Origin of the sequence: Sphingomonas changnyeongensis, assembly GCF_009913435.1 — a bacterium.
GTDB lineage: Bacteria > Pseudomonadota > Alphaproteobacteria > Sphingomonadales > Sphingomonadaceae > Sphingomonas_B > Sphingomonas_B changnyeongensis.
On sequence record NZ_CP047895.1, the window covers coordinates 783,917 to 801,550 of the forward strand.

The following is a 17,634-nucleotide window of genomic DNA, read 5'->3' on the forward strand; positions in this document are numbered from 1 at the left end:
GTGTCAGGCGACCTGGCGGACGGCGGTGAGCGGCCGCTGGCCAAGCCCGGCAAGGTTGAGCATGGGCTGGGTGCCGGTCATGCTGATCGAGGTGACGGGCGCCCAGACATTGACCGGGGCCGCCACGCGCGCCCCGCCGCGCAGGACGCTGGCGGTGATGCGGAACGGGCCGGGGCCGGCGGGCGCGCCGCTGTCGGTGCGCCCGTCCCAGCCGATCGCGACCTCGCCGGGCCGCTGCGCGCCAAGGCTGATCGTCTTCAACAGCGTGCCGTTCTGGTCGGTGATCATCACCGTCGCATCCTCGGCGCTTTCAGCCAGCGGCAGCACGGCGTCGAGCGTGCCGTCGGTGCGCGCAAAGGCGGTGTCGCCTTCGACAAGCACGGTCTTGCCGACATAGGCGATGGCCTGGGCCGAACCGGCGGCTTCCAGCCGGCCCGACATCGCCCGCAGCGTCGCGTTCATGTCCGAAATGCCGGCGACGCTTGAAAACTGCGCCATCTGGGCGACCATGTTCTCGTTCTTGACCGGTTCGAACGGATCCTGGTTGCGCAGCTGTTCGGTCAGCAGCTTCAGGAACGCGTCCTGGCCCAGGCTGTTCGCCTCAAGCTCGGTCCTGACCTCGGGCGCGCCGGCAATGCCGCTGCGCCGGATGCCGAGCTGGCCGAGCGTCTGGTCAAAGGTCTGCACGCTGGTCATCGCCGTCACCGGCCAAGCTTCAGCGTGTCGAGGATCAGCGACTTCGCCGTCTGCAGCACCTCGACATTGTTCTGATAATTGCGGGCGGTTTCCATCATGTCGACCAGCTCTCTGGTTTCATCGACGGCGGCGTCGAACACATCGCCATCGGCATTGGCGAGCGGGTGGCTCGGATCGTGGCGGCGGGTGGGGGCGGGGCCGGCGGTGACGACCTGCTGGACGTCGACGGTCGCCAGCCCGCTGGCCTGGTCATAGCTGGTGCGGAACACCGGCTTGATCGACCGGTAGGCGCCGGCCTCGCTGCCGGCGACGCCGCCGGCATTGGCCAGGTTCGACGCGGTGGTGTTCATGCGCACGAGCTGCGCCGACATGGCGCGCCCGGCGACGTCGAAGATGCTGCGCGGCCCGGTCATCGTCATTCGCCCCGGAGCGCGCGGGTGAGCGTCTGGATGCGCCCGTTCAGGAACGACAGGGTCGTCTGATAGGCGACGGCGTTTTCGGCAAACAGCGTCTGTTCGGTATTCAGCTCAACGGTGTTGCCGTCGAGCGAGGGCTGCACCGGCACGCGGTAGCGGGTGGCCGCTTCCCCGGCCTGGCCGGGGCGAGGCCGCCCTTGCCTGCGGCGGCAAGCGCCGCGCCGAAATCCAGATCCTTCGCCTTGTAACCAGGGGTCGAGGCGTTGGCGATGTTGGAGGCGAGCAGGCCGAGCCGCTGCGAACGCAGGGCGAGCGCGGTGCCATGCACGCCGAACAGATCATTGCCCATTGCCATAATGGCTCCTCCGAAACCGGCCTGGCGCACGTCGCCACGCGGATTTTCAGCGGTGGGTCAGCAAAAGCCGTGCCAAATCGCCTATATTGAGAGGTGGCGCAGGGTGGGGCCGGCGGCACAGGCAGCGGCTCAGGCAGCGGCACAGGTGGGGTGCGCTCCCGCCCCGTTCCCACCTTCTCCACCGCCGGACGCCCGTTCCGGCAAGCGGGCGGCAGCATCTTGCCGCCCGTCCGGCAATCGCGCGCCTGTTCGCCCTGTTCGGGGCAGCTTGCCCGCGCGTGCAGCGCGATTGGCCGGCAGGGGGCTGTCGCGCACCGGCTGCCGGTTCGCCGATCTGGCCCGGGGCTTGCTTTGCCGCCGGCCATGACCGGCATGTCCTTCCTGTTCGATCCGATTGCGCTGGGCCTTGTGCTGGGCGGCACGCTGATCGCGACGCTGCTGCGCGGGCCGCTCAGCGACACGCTGCGCGCCTTTGCCGCGCTGGGGCGGCTGGTGCGGCCGGGGTTCGACGCCGCCGCGGTGCGCGCGCAGCTTGCCCAGGCGGAGCGGGTGGCGCGCGACCGGGGGTGCTGGCGATCGACCGGCTCGCGCCTGCCGATCCCGATATCGCCGCCGCCATTGCTGCCATCGCCGCCGGGGCCACCCCCGATCGGGTCGCGGCACTGGCCGAGGACCGGCAGGCCGCGCGCCGTGCCCGGCACCGGATCGCGATAGGCTGGTGGCTGGCCGCCGCCGAGGCCGCGCCGGCAATGGGGATGATCGGCACGCTGTTCGGCCTGGTCGCGCTGTTCCGCCGGATGGACGATCCCGCCGCCATCGGCCCGGCCATGGCGGTTGCGCTGCTGGCGACGCTTTACGGCGCGCTGATCGCCAATCTGGTTGCCGCGCCGCTGGCCGCGCGGCTGGCCCGCCTGTCCGAGGCGGAGGCCGCCGGGCGGGCGCAGCTGGTCGCGCCGCTGCGCGCCTTTGCCGCGCGCGAGCTGCCATCCACCCGCCGGGATGTGGCCGCATGACCCCTGACGCCCTTTGGACGCCGCGCGCGCGGCCGCTCTGGCTGGTCACGCTTGCCGATCTGTCGCTGCTGCTGCTCGGCTTTTTCGTGCTCATTCAGGCAAGCGCGCGCGATCCCGCGCCACGCCGTGCCGCCATTGCCGCCGGCATTCGCGATGCCTTTGGCGGCACCGATGCCCCCCGGCTGGCGGTGGCCGCGAACCGCATCGACGGTTTTGCGTCGGGTTATGCCCGCCTGCCGCGCGCGGCATCGGCGGCGCTCGCTGAATGGGCGCGGCAGGCCGCCGCCGACCCGCGCAGCCATATCGTCGTGACCGGCCATGCCACCCCGGCCGAGGGGCTGGCGCTGGCCGCCGCCCGTGCCGAAGCCGCTGCCCGCGCACTGCCGGTCGACCGGGCACGGCTGCGCCTTGCCGCGACGGTGGAACCGGGCGCGGGGCATGTCGCCCTTGCCATATCCTACGACCCATGACCGGCCCTGTCGGCGTCGCCGCCGCTGCCCGTTGCGATCAAGGAGTTTGCCGATGCTGTCCCTGCTGCTGACTGTCCTGGCCGCGCCGTCCGCGCCGGCCATCACCGATCTGGCGGTGCTCGACCGTGCCGCCGAAATCTTCGCCGGTGCCCGGCTGGGCGAGGCGGGCGGGCCGGTCGCCCCCATCGACCGGCGGCTGCGGTTGCAAAGCTGCCCGTCCAGCCCCGAATTCGCCTGGCGCACCCCCGCGCACGATGCGATCGTCATCCGCTGCCCGGAAGCCGGCGGCTGGCGGATCTTCGTCGCCGTCCGGCAGGCGGCAGCGAATGGGACGGCGGCCGGTCCCGCCGCATCGCCGGTGCCGCGCGTCGCCGAACCGGTGATCCGGCGCGGCGACCCGGTGACGCTGGCCAGCGAACAGCCGGGATTTTCGGTGTCGGCAGAGGCGGTTGCCATGGCCGATGCGGCGCCCGGCGCACGGGTTGCGGTGAAGGTCGAGGGCGCGCGCACGCCCGTTCAGGCCATTGCTGTCGCCCCCGGCCGGGCGATGCTGCCGCCGCGCTGAGCGCCCCGCCCGCCAGAAAACTTTGCCCAGAAAACTCTGTTACGCCGTTAAAGCCCCGTCCGATCCGGCCGTATTCAGCCTCAGGACCGAAAACCGCGGCGAAGGAGGCAGGGGTGGTGGATCCGATCAGCATCAAGTCCGGCCCTGCGCCGGTCAGCCAGATTCAGGGGGTCAGCCAGATCCGGGGGCGGCACCTCCGGTGCGGGCGGAGCGGGCGTCCGCCGGCCGGGCCGATGCGCCGGTCGACACGCGCCGCGCCGCACGCGAGATGGCGGCCCGGCCGCCCGTCGATGCCGACCGGGTCGCCGAGATTCGCCGCGCGCTCGAAGAGGGCCGCTTTCCGATCACGCCTGCCAGGATCGCCGACCGGCTGATCGCGGCAAAGATGCTTTGGGCGAAACCCGATGAGCAGGATTGAAGCGCTCGGCCAGGTCATCACGTCGCTGAACGCCGAGCTTGCGGCGCTCAAAGCGTTCGACATCGTGGCGCTTGCCGAGGCGACCGACATCAAGGAACAGCGGATCGCCCTTCTCGCCTCGGGCCAGGACAATCCGCTGTCGACCGAGGAGCGGGCGCTGGCCGAAGAGGCGATGCGCCTCAACGAGCTGGCGCGCGTCTATGTCAATCTGATGAGCGCCAATGTGCGCCAGCGGCTCGAGGCGCTGACCGGCACCGCGCCGGTTGCCTACACGCCGCGCGCAGCAGCGTAAGCGGAACTTCCTCCCCCGGTCGCCCGCGGGGAGGAGGACGGGTCGCCGCTCCGGGCGCGCAGCCGCTGTGCGCGACCGGGGCGGTGCCACGGGGGCGGTGCGGCGATCCGGGGGCTTGAGGGGCCGCCGCGCCGTCCCCGACCAGCACGACGGTTTCTGGCACGATCTTTGCTGAACCGATCCCGAATCAACGGGATGCGTGCATGACGATCGCCAGCTTCAGCGTTCAGGATCGGCCCGGCGGGGTCCATTCCGCCATTGCGGTGGCGGCAGCGCGGACCGGCATGGATTTCTCCTATCTGCTCGGCCAGGCGCAGGTCGAATCGGCGATGCGTCCCGATGCGCGCGCAGCGACCAGCAGCGCCGAGGGCTGTATCAGTTCATCGACCAGAGCTGGCTGGGCATCGTCCATCGCCACGGTGCCGCCCATGGCCTTGGCTGGGCGGCGGCGGCGATCACCGAGGGGCCGGGCGGCCGCTTCAATGTCGCCGATCCCGCGCTGCGCCGCGCGATCCTCGACCTGCGCCGCGATCCGCGCACCGCCGCGCTGATGGCCGCCGAACATGCCGCCGACAACAAGGCCGAGCTTGAGGCGCGGTTCGGGCGCAACATGGGGTCGGCCGACCTGTACATGGCCCATTTCCTTGGCCTGGGCGGCGCGCGCCGCTTCATCGCCGCGCTCGACAGCGATCCCGGCCAGCCGGCAGCGCGGATGTTCCCCGCCGCCGCTGCCGCCAATCGCAATGTGTTCTTCGCGCCCGATGGCCGGGCACGTTCGGTGGCCGAAATCCATGGCCGCTTCGCCGAACGGCTGGAACGCGGCGCGCGGCTTGCCGGGGCGGCAAAGCGTTGCCGGACCTTGCCGCCCCCGCGGCACCCGCATTCGCGCAGGCGGTTGCCGTCCCGGGCGCGGAAACCGACGGGCGCACCACGCTTGATGATCTGCTGGCGCGCGGGCGAGCGCAGGACAATCTGCTGCGCCCCCGGCCCGAAACCGCGCGGCTCGCCTATCTGATGCTTGCCGGCATGGGGGCTGAGATCATGGCCAGCCTGACGATGAACCCGGCCATGGCCGGTCGCGCCGGCCGGGTCGCCGCGCTGCCGGCGGGCATCCTGCTGCTCGTCCTGCTGATGGTCGTGCCGATCCCGGCGGCGCTGCTCGACCTGTTCTTCATCCTCAACATCATGATTTCGGTCGCGGTGCTGATGGTCGCGCTCAACGCGGAAAAGCCGCTCGACTTCTCGAGCTTTCCGACCGTGCTGTTGCTCGCCACCCTGTTCCGGCTGGCGCTCAACGTCGCCTCGACCCGCGTCGTGCTTGTCCATGGCCATGAAGGCAATGCCGCCGCCGGCCATGTGATCGAGGCGTTTGGCAGCTTCCTGATCGGCGGCGATTATGTCGTCGGCCTCTTGGTCTTCGCCATTCTGGTCATCATCAACATGGTGGTGATCACCAAGGGGCCGGGCGCGTGTCGGAAGTGTCGGCGCGCTTCACCCTCGATGCGCTGCCGGGCAAGCAGATGGCGATCGATGCCGATCTCAATGCCGGGCTGATCACCCCCGACGAAGCCAAGGCCCGCCGCGCCGAAGTGGCGACCGAGGCCGATTTCTACGGGTCGATGGACGGTTCGTCCAAGTTCGTGAAGGGCGATGCGATCGCCGCGCTGCTGATCCTTGGCGTCAACGTGCTGGGCGGGCTGGTGATCGGGGTCGCAAGCCATGGGCTGGGCATCGGTGCTGCGGCGCGGGCCTATCTGCTGCTGGCGGTCGGCGACGCGCTGGTCGCGCAGATCCCGGCGCTGCTGCTGTCGATCGCGGCGGCGGCGATCGTCACCCGCGTCGCCTCTGCCCATGATCTGGCCGGCCAGATCGGTAGCCAGTTCGCCAGCCCGCGCACCTGGGCGCCGGTGGCGGCGATCCTCGCCCTGCTCGGCCTGCTGCCGGGCATGCCGGGGCTGCTGCTGCTGCCGGCGGCGGCGATTGCCGGGCTTGCCGCCTGGGCGCTCGCCCGTGCGCAGGCCCGCGCCGATGCCGCGCCGCCCCCGCTTGCCGAAGAGCCGGGCGACATCAGCCGCATCGATTGGTCCGAAGTCGCCGATGCGATGCAGGTCAATCTTGAGATCGGTTATGGGCTGGTGCCGATGGTCGATGAACGCGCGGGCGCGCCGCTGATGGCGCGGATCACCGGCGTCAGGCGTCAGCTGTCGAAGGAACTGGGCTTTGTCGTGCCGCAGGTCAGGGTGCGCGACAATATCGGCCTCGCGCCCTATCGCTACCGCGTGCTGGTGAACGGCGTCGTCGTCGGCGAGGACGAGGTCGCGCCCGACGAGATGCTGGCGCTCGATACCGGGCAGGCGGTCGGCCGCCTGCGCGGGCGGGCGGCGCGCGATCCGACCTTCGGCCTTGATGCGACCTGGATCGCGGCGGCCGATGCCGATGCGGCGACCGCGCAGGGCTATATGGTCGTCGACAGCGGCACGGTCATCGCCACCCATCTCAACCATCTGCTTGGCAGCCATGCCGCCGATCTGCTCGGCCCCGACGAGGTGCAGAGCCTGCTCGACCGGCTGAAGGAACAGGCGGCGCAGCTGGTCGCCTCGCTGTCGCCCAATCCGGTGCCGCTCACCGTGCTGACCCAGGTGCTGCGCGCGCTGCTGGCGGAAAACATCCCGATCCGCGAGTTCCGGCGCATCGGCGCTGCGATTGCGGTTGCCGCGCAGCGCACGCTCGACGCCGAGGAGCTGGCGGAGGCGATCCGCCCCGATCTCGGCCCGCTGATCATCCAGAAGCTGTGCGCCCCGCGCGAGCCGCTGCGCGTGATGACGCTCGAGGCCGGGCTGGAAGCGATCCTGGGGCAGGCAGTGCGGTCCGACCCCGCCCGCCGCCACATGATCGATCCCGAGCTTGGCCGGCGCATCCTCGATTCGCTGCATCAGGCGGCCGAGCCGCTGATCGCCGAGGCGCGGCCGTTCGCGCTGATCGTGCAGCCGGGCATTCGCATCGCGCTGCGCAAGCTGGTCAGGACCGCCCTGCCGGACACGCCGGTGATGAGTTTTCTCGAAGTGCCGGACGACAAGCCGGTCGAAGTCGTCGCCGTGATCGGCGCCCCCCAGCAACTCGCGGCCTGAGGATCCGATATGGCCACTGCCCCCATGATGCCGCTTGTCTATGACCGTCCCGGCCAGCCCGCCGGCAGCGAGGCGATGATCCGCGCGCATATGCCGCTGGTTCGCCGCATCGCCTGGCATGTCCATGGTTCGGTGTCGAATGCGGTCGAGGTCGAGGATCTGATCCAGACCGGCCTTGTCGCGCTGGTCGAGGCCGCCGCGAGCTTCGAGGATCGCGGCCAGGTGACCTTCGCCCAGTATCTCGCGACCCGCATCCGCGGCGCGATGATCGATGCGCTGCGCCGCCAGGCGACGCTGACCCGGGGCGCGATGCGCCGGCGGCGGGCGCTGGCCGAGGCGGAGGCGGCGCTTGCCGCCGCGCATGGCCGCCCGGCGACCGAGGCCGAGCTGGCCGAGCGGCTGGGCGTGACGCGCGACCGGCTGCGCACCGACTATCTCGACGCGCGGCCGGTGCGGATGGAGCCGATCGACGGCGTCTATTCCGATGACAGCCCGTGGTTCATGAGCGACGAGCCCGATCCGTTCGCCACGCTGGAGCAGGAGGATCTGCACCGCGCGCTGACCGCCGCGATCGCAACCCTGTCGGAGCGCGAGGCGCAGGTGATCCAGCTTTATTATGTCGAGGAGCTGAATCTGGAGGAAATCGGCCAGGTGCTGGGCGTCGGCGCGGCGCGGATCTGCCAGATCAAAAAGGCCGCCCACCAGAAGCTGAGGCACGCGCTCGCCCGCCAGACCGGCTGAGCCGCAGCCGTCTCCTTCGATCTCCTGCGGCCCCGGTCTCCTGATCGCGGGCCGCATCTTTTTGCATCATCGACGCGCCCCGATCCGGTGGCCGCTGCCGGTGGCGCGGGCCGGCCATGCAAAAGCCCCCGGCGCGTTGGGGGCGCCGGGGGCGGGTTTTGTCCGCTACGCAACGGTTACGAACGCAAACTCGAACGCGAACTCAAACGCGAACACAAACGTAACTCCCGACTGCGCCTTAACGCAGCAGGTTCAGCACGCCCGAGGCGCTCTGATTGGCCTGGGCGAGCATCGCGGTCGCCGCCTGGCTCAGGATCTGGGCCTTGGCGAGGTTCGTCGTCTCGACCGAGAAGTCGGTGTCCTCGATGCGGCTGCGCGCATCCGACAGATTGTTGATGTTGTTGGTCAGGTTGTTGACCACCGACTGCAGGCGGCTCTGTCCGGCGCCCAGCGACGCGCGGGTGGTGTTGACCGCATCGAGCGCGGCATCGACGTCGCCAAGCGCGGTCGAGGCGTCGGCGGCGTCGGAGATATCGGCGCCGGTCGCGTCCGACAGGTCAAGCCCGGTGATGGTGAGCGTCACCGTCTGGCCGTCATCGGCACCGGTCTGGATATCGACCTCGACGTCGTTGGTGCCGAACAGGGTCACGTCGTTGAAGGTCGTGTTTTCGATGATGTCGTCGATCTGCGCGCCCAGTTCGGCGACTTCGGTCTGCAGGTTCGCGCGGTCAGCGTCGCTATAGGTGCCCGAGGCCGACTGCACGGCCAGTTCGCGGATGCGCTGCAGCATGTTGGTCACCTCGGTCAGCGCGCCTTCGGCGGTCTGGGCGAGCGAGATGCCGTCATTGGCGTTGCGGATCGCCTGGCTCATGCCGCGGATCTGCGAGGTCATCGAGCTGGCGATGGCGAGGCCGGCGGCGTCGTCGCGCGCGCTGTTGATGCGCTTGCCGGTCGACAGCCGCTCCATCGCGGTCTGCAGCGAAAGCTGGGCGGTGCGCGAGCCGTTCTGCGCCCTGAGCGCCGCCGAGTTGGTCGAAATCACAGTCATGTCCGGTCTCCGTCTGTGGTCTGGCCGCGCTTCCTCGTCGCAGGAACGACAGCGAAGCCAGAGCAGCCACCCCAGAAAACGGCTCATGTCGTCCGGGCTTTAGCGGATTTTTCGCGCCGCCCCGCGCGCCACCGCCGAAAGGCCTCTACGCGCGCGCGTAGAACAAAAATCAGCGTTAACGACTGTTTTACCTCATTTTTGGATACCGGTCCTCGAACAAGGGGGCCGAGACGATGGGAACCATCTTCCACACCGACAAGGCGATGCGGCAGCACCCGCAGCTCCTGTCCTGGCTGAAGGGGCTGGGCCGGGACGTGCGGCCTTATGCGGGCGACCGGCCGCGCGCCGGCGACCGCTTCGTGATCGCCGAGGGTGAGGCACCGCCCGCCCCGCGCACGACGCTGATCCTGATGAACGGGGCCGACCGCGTGCTGGTGCCGGCGCGCGACGGTGCGCCCGCCCGGCTCGGCTATGGCGCGGAGGATCAGGATTTCGCCCGGCATCTCGCCGCCGCGCTGCTGGCGGGCGATGCGCCGGCGGCCGCCGATCCCGGCAGCCTTGCCCTGTGCGCGCTCGCCGAACGGGTGGCGGCCAGCGACATCACCGTGCTGGTCAACGGCCCGACCGGGACCGGCAAGGAGGTGATCGCCCGCCACATCCACAACAGCTCGCCGCGCGCCGCCGGGCCGTTCATCGCCGTCAACTGCGCGGCCCTGCCCGAAGCGATGCTCGAAGCGCTGCTGTTCGGTCATGTGAAGGGCGCGTTCACGGGTGCAAGCGCCCCGGCGCAGGGCTTTTTCCGCGCCGCCGATGGCGGCACGCTGCTGCTCGACGAGATCGCCGAAATGCCGATCGGCCTGCAGGCCAAGCTGCTGCGCGTGCTGCAGGAGCGCGAGGTGGTGCCGCTGGGCGCGACCGCGGCCGAGCCGGTCGATGTCCGCGTCATCGCCTGTGCGAACCGCGATCTGCCGGCCGAAGTGGCCGCCGGGCGCTTCCGCGCCGACCTTTATTACCGGCTGAGCGTGTTTCCGCTCGCGACCCTTGCCCTGTCCGCGCGGCCGCAGGACGTGGCGGCGCTGACCGCGACGATGATCCTGCGCCATGCCGGCCAGCGGCCCGCTTTGCCCTGGCCCGATGCGGCGGCGCTGGCCGCGCTTGCCCGGCATGACTGGCCGGGCAATGTCCGCGAACTGGAAAATGTCGTCCAGCGCGCGCTGCTGCTGTCGGCGGGCGACCGGATTGCGGCGGCCGATATCGTGTTCGATCCGTCGGCGCGCCCGGCACCGGCGGCGGTGATGGACAGCGCGCCCGCCCCCGCCGATCCGACGCTGGGCAACATCGTGCGGCTGCACGAGGTGCAGGCGATCCGCGACGCGCTTGCCCAGTGCAACGGCAACCGGGTCGAGACGGCGCGCCGGCTGGGGATTTCGGAGCGCACGCTGCGCTACCGGCTCGCGCGGATGCGTGAGGCGGGCGAAGCCGTCGCCACCCGGCGGAGCGCCTGGGCATGAGCGTCGCGGGCCTGAGCGGGGCGGACCGGGTGATGGCGATCCGCGCGCAGATCCTTGAACGCAACGCCGCGCTGCAACGTGCAACCGGCGGGGCCGCAGCCCCGGTCGCCGGCGGCATCGGCGCGCCGCCCGCCCCCGCGCCTCAGGGCTTTGCCGGCACGCTCGAGGCCGCGCTCCAGTCGGTCAACCGCGCCCAGTCGGCGGCGTCGGCGGCCAGCGAAGCCTATGAGCGCGGCGAGACGGTCGACGTCGCGCAGGTGATGCTCAGCCGCCAGAAAGCCTCGCTCGCCTTCGAGGCGACGCTCCAGGCCCGCAACAAGATCCTGTCCGCATACAAGGACATTATGAGCATGCCGGTCTAAGCCATGGTCACGACCGCTCTTGCCGCCGCGTCGCCGCCCGAACCGGGGCCGGCCGATCCGTCCGCGCCGCCGTCCACGACCGCACGGCTTTCCGGCCGCCGCCTGCCGCCGGTCGCCGCGCTGCGCGAACTCTGGGCGCAGCCCGCCGTCCGCCGCAGCGCGCCCGCCATCGGGCTGGCCGGGCTGATCGGCTCGGCGGCACTGGCCTGGGCGCTGATGGCCGCGCCGCCGCAAAAGACGCTGTTTTCGGGCCTTGCCGATGCCGACAAGGCGGCGGCGGTCGAGGCGCTCGAACAATCGGGTATCGCCCACCGCATCGATCCCGCCACGGGCACGCTGACCGTGGCCGAGGATGATTATTACAGGGCGCGGATGCTGCTGGCCGCGCAGAATCTGCCCAAGGCGGATCCGGGCGGCTATGCGCTGCTCGACCAGCTGCCGATGGGCGTCAGCCGCGCGGTCGAGGGCGAAAGGCTGCGCCAGGCGCGCGAGACCGAACTGGCGCGCTCGATCCGCGAGATCGAGGGCGTGACCGATGCCCGCGTCCATCTGGCGATGCCCGAGGCGAGCGTGTTCGTCCGCGACAGCGCCCAGCCTTCGGCCTCGGTGATCGTCCGGCTGGCCGCCGGCCGCGCGCTGGCCGATGCGCAGGTGCGCTCGATCATCAATCTCGTCGCCTCGTCCGTGCCGGGGATGAAGCCCGAGGCGGTGACCATCGTCGATGGCGCGGGGACCTTGCTGTCCAAGCCCGCCGGGGCGGCGCTGGCCGCGACCGACGAGCGGCTGGAGTTCCAGCGCCAGGTCGAGAACAAATACCGCGCCCAGATCGCCCAGCTGCTCACCCCGCTGGTCGGCGCGGGCAATTTCACCGCCGAGGTGCAGGCCGAGGTCGATCTGTCGGAAACCCAGGCGACGCGCGAAGCCTATGGCAAGCAAGGCGCGCTGCGCGCCGAACAGGGGCAGTGGACCGGCAATCAGGCCGAGCCGCCGGTCGCCGCCGGCATCCCCGGTGCGCTGTCGAACACGCCGCCGCCGGCATCCGAAGTCCGTGCCGGGGCCCAGCCCCAGCCGACCGCCGGCACGGCCCCGCCGCCTGCTACGCCCGTCGCGCCCGCCGTCAAGCAGACCGATCAGTTCGCCCGCTCCTATGAACTGGACCGCGAGGTGTCGGTGACGCGCGCCGCGCCCGGCGCGATCCGCCGGCTGTCGGTCGCGGTCGTGCTGCGCGATCCCGAAAGCGGCCGTCCGCGCAGCGCGCAGGAGCTGCGCCAGCTGACCGATCTTGTCCGTGCCGCCGTCGGCTATGATGCCGGCCGCCGCGATCAGGTGGCGGTCATGTCGCGCCGCTTTGCCGGGCCGGCCGATGCGGCGGGCACGCCGTTCTGGGAGGCCGGCTGGTTCCCGGTCGTCGCCCGCCAGGGCACGGCGCTGATCGTCGCGCTGCTGGTGCTGCTGCTCGGCGTGCGCCCGCTCATCCGGCTGATGCAGCGCCCGCGCCGCGCGCCCGAGGCGGCGCTCCCCGCACCGGTGCCGACCGATCCGGCGGCCGATCTGGCGCGGATCGACCATGCCGCCGGCTATGAGGACAAGGTCCGGCTGGTGCGCGACTTCACCCGCGAAAATCCGCAGCGCGCGGCCCTTGCCGTGCGCGACATGATCCGTTCCGACCAGAAGGCCGAGGCATGACCCAGAGTTTGTCCAGCGCCGCACCGCGCGGTTTTTCCGGCGTCGAAAAGGCCGCCGTGCTGATGATGCTTGTCGGTGACGAGGAAGCCGCCGCGATCCTGAAAAAGCTCGATCCCGACGAGGTCCGCCGGCTCGGCAAGGCGATGTTCGCCGTTGCCGATGTCGCCGAACCCCAGGTCGCCGCCGTGCTCGACGATTTCGTCGCCCGCGCCCGCAGCTGTTCGGCGATCGGTTTCGATCCGCGCCCGCAGATCGAAACGATGATGACCAAGGCGCTCGGCCCCGAACGCGCCGATACCGTGCTGTCGCGCATCACCCCGCGTGAGGAGGCCTGCGCGATCGAGATGCTCGACTGGCTGGAGCCGGAGGACATGGCCGCGCTGCTGCGCGACGAGCATCCGCAGGTGGCAGCCGTGCTGCTTGCCAATGTCGATCCCGCGGTGGCCGCGCAGGTGATCGAGCATCTGCCCGATCCGATGCAGCCCGATGTGCTGCACCGGATCGCGACGCTCGGCCCGATTTCGCCCGATGCGCTTGCCATGCTGCGCGATCTGCTGGCGCGGCGGCCGGGCCTTGGCGCGCCGGGCCTGCCGCTTGGCGGCACGCGCGAGGCGGCGGCGATCATGAACAAGGCGCGCGCCGGGGTCGAACAGCGGGTGATGCCGCGCATAGCCAAGATCGACCGCGAGACCGCGCGGCGGATCGAGGAGGAGATGTTCGTGTTTGAACATCTGCTCGATCTTGACCCGAAGAGCCTCGGCACGCTGATGCGCGCGGTCGACAGCGATGTGCTGGTGCTCGCGCTGCGCGGCGCGGACGAGGATGCGCGCGCGATCTTCCTGGCCGCCATGTCGCAGCGCGCCGCCGACACGGTGCGCGACGAGATCGACGCGCGCGGCCAGGTGCGGCTGAGCGATGTGCTCGACGCGCAGCGCCAGATGCTGGCCACCGCCCGCCGCCTTGCCAAGGAAGGCACGATCCGCCTCGGCAACCAGTCCGACGATTATGTCTGACCGCTTCGCGCGCGCCCGCGCCGTCGATGCCGGGGCGCTGGGCGCGGCGATGGCCGCGATGCATGGCGGCTTTGCCGCCGGTCTGGGCATGCCCGCCGAGGCCGCGCCGCCCGCCGCCGCCGATCCGTCCCCCGCGCCGCGCCATTTCCGCCCGGCAGCGCCCGGCGCGCGGCCGACCGCCGGCTGGGACCCGTTCGACCCGATGGGCGATGGCCGGTTTGGCCCGCGCCCGGCCGATCCGTCACCGGCCCCGCCGCCCGCCGCGTGCGATAACGAGGCGATCCGGGCCGAGGCCTATGCCGCCGGGCTGGCAGCCGGGCGCGCCGAAGCCGCCGAAGCCGGGGCGACCGGCGCGGCGTTGACCGCGATTGCTGACCGGCTGGCCGCGATGGCGACGCTTCAGCACGCCCGGCTTGCCGAACGGCTGCGGGCGACCGTCCTGCATCTCACCGCCCAGATCGTGGGGGAGGCGGTGCCGCCCGCCGAACTGACGGCGGCACGGATCGCGGCGGCGGCGGCGCTGATCGTCGACCGCACGGCCCCGGCAGGGCTGCGCCTCAACCCCGAAGATGCCGTCGCGATCGGCGATCATCTGCCCCACGGGCTGGCCGTGACCGGCGATGCCGCGCTGGCGCGCGGGGCGTTTGTCATCGAAACGCGCGACGGCGAAATCATGGACGGGCCGGATCAGTGGCTGGCGCGCCTGCACGCCGCGCTCGATGCCGTTCCCCTTGGTCCCGCACCGGCAGGCGGCGCGGCATGAGCCTTCAGGCCCATGCCGATGCCTGTCTGGATGCGCTCGGGCTCGATCTCGCGCTCGCGCCCGACCGGATCGGGCGGCTGGTCGCCTATGACGGGTTGCTGATGGAGGCGCGCGGCCTTGCGCTCCCGGTCGGCACCATCTGCCGCATCGGCGACGGGGCGGGCATGGTCGAGGCCGAGGTGATCGGTTTTCGCGCCGGGCATCTGCTGCTGATGAACCTTGGCGGCCCGGCGGCATTGCTGCCCGGCGCGCCGGTCAGGCCGCTCGGCCCGCCGGGCGCGGCCCAGGTCGGCCGCGCGCTGCTCGGCCGGGTGATCGACGGCACCGGCCAGCCGATCGACGGGCTTGGCCCGATCCGCTCCGATGCGTGCTGGCCGCTTGCCGGGCGGATGCAGAACCCGCTCGACCGCGCCCGCGTCACCCGCCCGCTCGATGTCGGCGTGCGGGCGATCAACGGCCTGCTGACCATCGGGCGCGGCCAGCGGGTCGGCATCATGGCGGGATCGGGCGTCGGCAAATCGGTGCTGCTCGGCATGATCGTGCGCGCGGTCGAGGCCGATGTCGTCGTTGTCGGCCTGATCGGCGAGCGCAGCCGCGAGGTCAGCGATTTTCTGGAAACCAAGCTTGCCGGCGCAGCGCGCGCGCGCGCGGTGGTGGTCGCGGTGCCCGCCAATCATTCGCCGGTGCTGCGCATCCGCGGCGCGATGCGCGCGACCGCGATTGCCGAAGCCTATCGCGCCGAGGGGCTGAACGTGCTGCTGATCATCGACAGCCTGACGCGCGTCGCCCATGCCGGGCGCGAAATCGGCCTTGCGCTGGGCGAGCCGGCGTCGGCGCGCGGCTATCCGCCGTCCGCCATCGCGATGCTGCCGGGCCTGATCGAGCGCGCCGGTGCCGATGCCCATGGCCCGGGGGCGATCACGGCCATCTACACGGTGCTCGCCGATGGCGATGACGGGCAGGATCCGGTGGTCGACAGCGCGCGCGCGATCCTTGACGGGCATATCGTGCTGTCGCGCGCGCTTGCCGAACGCGGCGTCTATCCGGCGATCGACCTTGGCCCCTCGGTCAGCCGGGTGATGGCCGACATTGCCGAACCTGCCCATCTGGCGGCGGCGCGCGCGCTGCGCCGCCATCTCGCCACTTACGAGGAAAATCGCGAGCTGATCCTGATGGGTGCCTATCGCAGCGGCGCGGACCCGGCGATCGACGCCGCGCTCGCCCATCACCCGGCGATCCTCGACTATCTGGCGCAGGATGCCGATGCCCGTGTCGGCCTTGACGATGCGGTCGCCGAGCTGGTCGGCGTGTTCGGCACGCCCTGATGGCGCGAGACCCCCGGCGGCTGGCCCGGATGCTGCGCGTCCGCACGGTCGCGCGCGATCTGGCCCGCGCCGACCAGCTGCGCGCCGCCGATCAGGAACGCGCCGCCGCCGATCTCGCCGCCCGGCTGGATGCGCTGCACCGGGAAGTCGGGCCGCAGCCCGGCCTGGCCGGGGGCTGGGCCTGGGTGCGGCGGCTGTCTATCGCGGCCGGCTGGCCGATGGCCGGATCGAGGCCGGCCGGCGCATGGCCGCGACCCGCGCCGCGCATGACGCCGCGCGGGCCGCCGCCGAGGCAGCGGCACGCGACCGTCAGGCGGTCGAAAAGCTGCTCGCCCGCGCGCAGGCCGAGCGCGATGCCGCTGCGGCCCGCGCGCTCGAACAACTGCCCCATGCCCCGCGTCTGGCACGGACCTTGCTAAAAAACGGCTGACACGAGCCACCGGGACAGACGCGCCGATGAACAGCATTTCCCTTGGTCCGCCGGCATTGCCGTCCGCACCCGCCCTGCCGCCCAATCCGACCCCGTCGGCGACGGCTGGGGAGGCAGGCGGCGCGCAGGGCTTTGCGGAGCTGATCGGCGGCATCGAACTGGCATCGCTGCCGGCACCGGCCGGCCAGGATTTGCCGGGCGGGCGGCAGGATCCTGCCGCTGGGCTGGGTGGGCGGCAGGATACTGCCGCTGGGCCGGGCTGTGCGCTGGGTGATCTGCCGGTGCTGCCGGCCTTCGTGCCGCCTTTTCCCCCGTTGCCGGGCGCAGATGGCGAAATGGGCGGCGAAGGGGGAGAGGCGGGCGGCCCGGCGGCGCGCCTGCGCGGACGGGTGATGACGCTCGACCCGCTGGCCCTGCCGCTGATGCTGCAGATGCCCGGCATCAAGCTGCCGTCCGTGCAGCCACCGGTGCCGCCCCTGCCGCCCCCGTCTGTCGCCGCCTTGCCGTCGCCGCTGGCCTTGGCTGGCGATGCTGGCGTCCCCGGCCCGGTATCGGCCGGCCCGTCGGCACCGGCTGCCGCTGCGCCGGTCATCGCCGCTCAGCCGCCGGCTCCGGGGCCGGGCGGGATCGGCGCGGTGACGCCTGCCGCTCCCGCTATGGCTGCCGCCCCGGCGGCGGATGCGCGCCCTGGTTCGGCCGCTGCCGAGCGCATGGGCGGCGCGCTGCTGTCGGGCCGCGCGCTGCGCGCCGCCGGGCAAGCCGCCGCCGCGCCGCTCGCTGTCCTGCCCGATCCCGCCAGGCCGGGCGCGACGGGCGATGGCGCGGTGGTGGCGGTTGCCGATGCAGCCGCGTCACCGCCGCCATCCGCCGCGCCGCTCCAGCCATCGCTGCCGCCGTCTGCGCCCGCGCAAGGCCCGTCCCCGGCCCGCCCGCCCGAACCGCCGGTCGACACCGCGCGGAATGACTGGATGCAGTCGATGATCGCCCAGATTGCCGAAACCCAGGCCGAGGGCGGCGCCCGCGCGGCGCGGATCCGGCTGCTGCCCGATGCGCTGGGCGCGGTCGATATCCGCATCGTCGAGCGCGGCGACGGCGTGCATGTCGAACTGGCGGCGGACAATCCGCAGGCGCGCGCGCTGCTGGCCGAGGCGCAGCCCCGGCTCCACGAACTGGCCGAGGCGCGCGGGCTGAGGCTTGCTCAGGCGAGCATAGATGCCGCGCTGTCGGGCGGCCAGTCCGGCCAGTCAGGCCAGCGCCAGCCCGCGCAGGAACCGCCGCCCGTGCGGCGCGGCGATGCCGACCGGCAATCCGCATCGGCACTGGCGCACGCACCGGCAGCCGCGCGTGCCGAGCGCATCGCCTGATTTCCACGCTCCCCAGAACATCTCTGCAGACAAAAAGG

Annotated in this window: 19 protein-coding genes and 2 pseudogenes; 17 read left to right on the forward strand and 4 right to left on the reverse strand. The window is 71.8% G+C overall.

Annotation, left to right across the window (positions count from 1 at the left end; genetic code table 11):
* Positions 1 to 3 precede the first annotated feature (3 nt).
* From GVO57_RS04045 to flgB, 3 genes and pseudogenes are all read right to left on the reverse strand, one after another.
* Positions 4 to 696 carry a flagellar hook assembly protein FlgD gene (locus GVO57_RS04045; protein WP_160592070.1) on the reverse strand — a complete coding sequence of 231 codons (693 nt, stop codon included), beginning with the start codon at positions 694 to 696 and terminating at the stop codon, positions 4 to 6.
* A 5-nt stretch (positions 697 to 701) separates the two neighbouring features.
* Positions 702 to 1,109, reverse strand: a complete 408-nt coding sequence (flgC, locus tag GVO57_RS04050; RefSeq protein ID WP_407695708.1) for a flagellar basal body rod protein FlgC — start codon at positions 1,107 to 1,109, stop codon at positions 702 to 704.
* A 2-nt stretch (positions 1,110 to 1,111) separates the two neighbouring features.
* Positions 1,112 to 1,467, reverse strand: a pseudogene (flgB, locus tag GVO57_RS04055) (flagellar basal body rod protein FlgB).
* 363 nt (positions 1,468 to 1,830) lie between these two features.
* Here flgB and GVO57_RS14810 point away from each other — a divergent pair.
* The 9 genes and pseudogenes from GVO57_RS14810 (at position 1,831) to GVO57_RS04095 (ending at position 8,094) form a co-directional block, all read left to right on the forward strand.
* On the forward strand, positions 1,831 to 2,181 hold the full coding sequence (locus tag GVO57_RS14810; protein WP_233281467.1) for a MotA/TolQ/ExbB proton channel family protein: 351 nt from the start codon (positions 1,831 to 1,833) through the stop codon (positions 2,179 to 2,181).
* On the forward strand, positions 2,130 to 2,480 hold the full coding sequence (locus GVO57_RS14815) for a MotA/TolQ/ExbB proton channel family protein (RefSeq protein ID WP_233281532.1): 351 nt from the start codon (positions 2,130 to 2,132) through the stop codon (positions 2,478 to 2,480). Before GVO57_RS14810 ends, GVO57_RS14815 begins: the two co-directional genes overlap by 52 nt.
* A complete protein-coding gene (locus GVO57_RS04065; protein ID WP_160592074.1) occupies positions 2,477 to 2,950 on the forward strand; it encodes a flagellar motor protein MotB in 474 nt (157 codons plus the stop codon). Before GVO57_RS14815 ends, GVO57_RS04065 begins: the two co-directional genes overlap by 4 nt.
* Positions 2,951 to 3,002: 52 nt before the next feature.
* On the forward strand, positions 3,003 to 3,515 hold the full coding sequence (locus GVO57_RS04070) for a flagella basal body P-ring formation protein FlgA (RefSeq protein ID WP_160592075.1): 513 nt from the start codon (positions 3,003 to 3,005) through the stop codon (positions 3,513 to 3,515).
* 199 nt (positions 3,516 to 3,714) lie between these two features.
* Complete coding sequence (gene flgM, locus GVO57_RS04075) at positions 3,715 to 3,933, forward strand: flagellar biosynthesis anti-sigma factor FlgM (RefSeq protein WP_160592078.1); 219 nt, start codon at positions 3,715 to 3,717, stop codon at positions 3,931 to 3,933.
* The gene (locus tag GVO57_RS04080) at positions 3,920 to 4,225 is read left to right on the forward strand and encodes a flagellar protein FlgN (protein WP_160592080.1); all 306 of its coding nucleotides are present in this window, start codon (positions 3,920 to 3,922) and stop codon (positions 4,223 to 4,225) included. The genes flgM and GVO57_RS04080 overlap by 14 nt, the downstream gene beginning before the upstream one ends.
* 199 nt (positions 4,226 to 4,424) lie before the next feature.
* Positions 4,425 to 5,240: a hypothetical protein gene (locus tag GVO57_RS04085; RefSeq protein WP_160592082.1), complete on the forward strand. Its 816-nt coding sequence runs from the start codon at positions 4,425 to 4,427 to the stop codon at positions 5,238 to 5,240.
* 26 nt (positions 5,241 to 5,266) lie between these two features.
* Positions 5,267 to 7,353: pseudogene (flhA, locus tag GVO57_RS04090) on the forward strand (flagellar biosynthesis protein FlhA).
* A 9-nt stretch (positions 7,354 to 7,362) separates the two neighbouring features.
* Complete coding sequence (locus GVO57_RS04095; RefSeq protein WP_160592084.1) at positions 7,363 to 8,094, forward strand: sigma-70 family RNA polymerase sigma factor; 732 nt, start codon at positions 7,363 to 7,365, stop codon at positions 8,092 to 8,094.
* Positions 8,095 to 8,332: 238 nt separating this feature from the next.
* Here the strand turns inward: GVO57_RS04095 and GVO57_RS04100 are convergent, their stop codons facing one another.
* Positions 8,333 to 9,142 (reverse strand): flagellin N-terminal helical domain-containing protein, encoded by an 810-nt coding sequence (locus GVO57_RS04100; RefSeq protein ID WP_160592087.1) that lies wholly within the window; start codon positions 9,140 to 9,142, stop codon positions 8,333 to 8,335.
* A 233-nt stretch (positions 9,143 to 9,375) separates the two neighbouring features.
* Between GVO57_RS04100 and GVO57_RS04105 the strand changes: the two genes are divergently transcribed.
* The 8 genes from GVO57_RS04105 to GVO57_RS04140 are packed head-to-tail and all read left to right on the forward strand — an operon-like array spanning position 9,376 to position 17,596.
* Positions 9,376 to 10,653 (forward strand): sigma-54 interaction domain-containing protein, encoded by a 1,278-nt coding sequence (locus tag GVO57_RS04105; protein ID WP_201752687.1) that lies wholly within the window; start codon positions 9,376 to 9,378, stop codon positions 10,651 to 10,653.
* A complete protein-coding gene (gene fliE / locus GVO57_RS04110) occupies positions 10,650 to 11,015 on the forward strand; it encodes a flagellar hook-basal body complex protein FliE (protein ID WP_160592089.1) in 366 nt (121 codons plus the stop codon). The genes GVO57_RS04105 and fliE overlap by 4 nt, the downstream gene beginning before the upstream one ends.
* A 3-nt stretch (positions 11,016 to 11,018) precedes the next feature.
* Entirely contained in the window at positions 11,019 to 12,701 is a 1,683-nt protein-coding gene (fliF, locus tag GVO57_RS04115) for a flagellar basal-body MS-ring/collar protein FliF (RefSeq protein ID WP_160592091.1), read from the forward strand.
* On the forward strand, positions 12,698 to 13,714 hold the full coding sequence (gene fliG / locus GVO57_RS04120) for a flagellar motor switch protein FliG (protein WP_160592093.1): 1,017 nt from the start codon (positions 12,698 to 12,700) through the stop codon (positions 13,712 to 13,714). The genes fliF and fliG overlap by 4 nt, the downstream gene beginning before the upstream one ends.
* The gene (locus GVO57_RS04125; protein ID WP_160592095.1) at positions 13,707 to 14,477 is read left to right on the forward strand and encodes a FliH/SctL family protein; all 771 of its coding nucleotides are present in this window, start codon (positions 13,707 to 13,709) and stop codon (positions 14,475 to 14,477) included. The genes fliG and GVO57_RS04125 overlap by 8 nt, the downstream gene beginning before the upstream one ends.
* Positions 14,474 to 15,802 carry a FliI/YscN family ATPase gene (locus tag GVO57_RS04130; protein ID WP_160592097.1) on the forward strand — a complete coding sequence of 443 codons (1,329 nt, stop codon included), beginning with the start codon at positions 14,474 to 14,476 and terminating at the stop codon, positions 15,800 to 15,802. The genes GVO57_RS04125 and GVO57_RS04130 overlap by 4 nt, the downstream gene beginning before the upstream one ends.
* On the forward strand, positions 15,802 to 16,221 hold the full coding sequence (locus GVO57_RS04135; protein WP_160592099.1) for a hypothetical protein: 420 nt from the start codon (positions 15,802 to 15,804) through the stop codon (positions 16,219 to 16,221). The genes GVO57_RS04130 and GVO57_RS04135 overlap by 1 nt, the downstream gene beginning before the upstream one ends.
* Positions 16,222 to 16,258: 37 nt before the next feature.
* Positions 16,259 to 17,596, forward strand: coding sequence for a flagellar hook-length control protein FliK (locus tag GVO57_RS04140; protein WP_160592100.1), 1,338 nt, complete (start codon positions 16,259 to 16,261; stop codon positions 17,594 to 17,596).
* Positions 17,597 to 17,634: the final 38 nt, after the last annotated feature.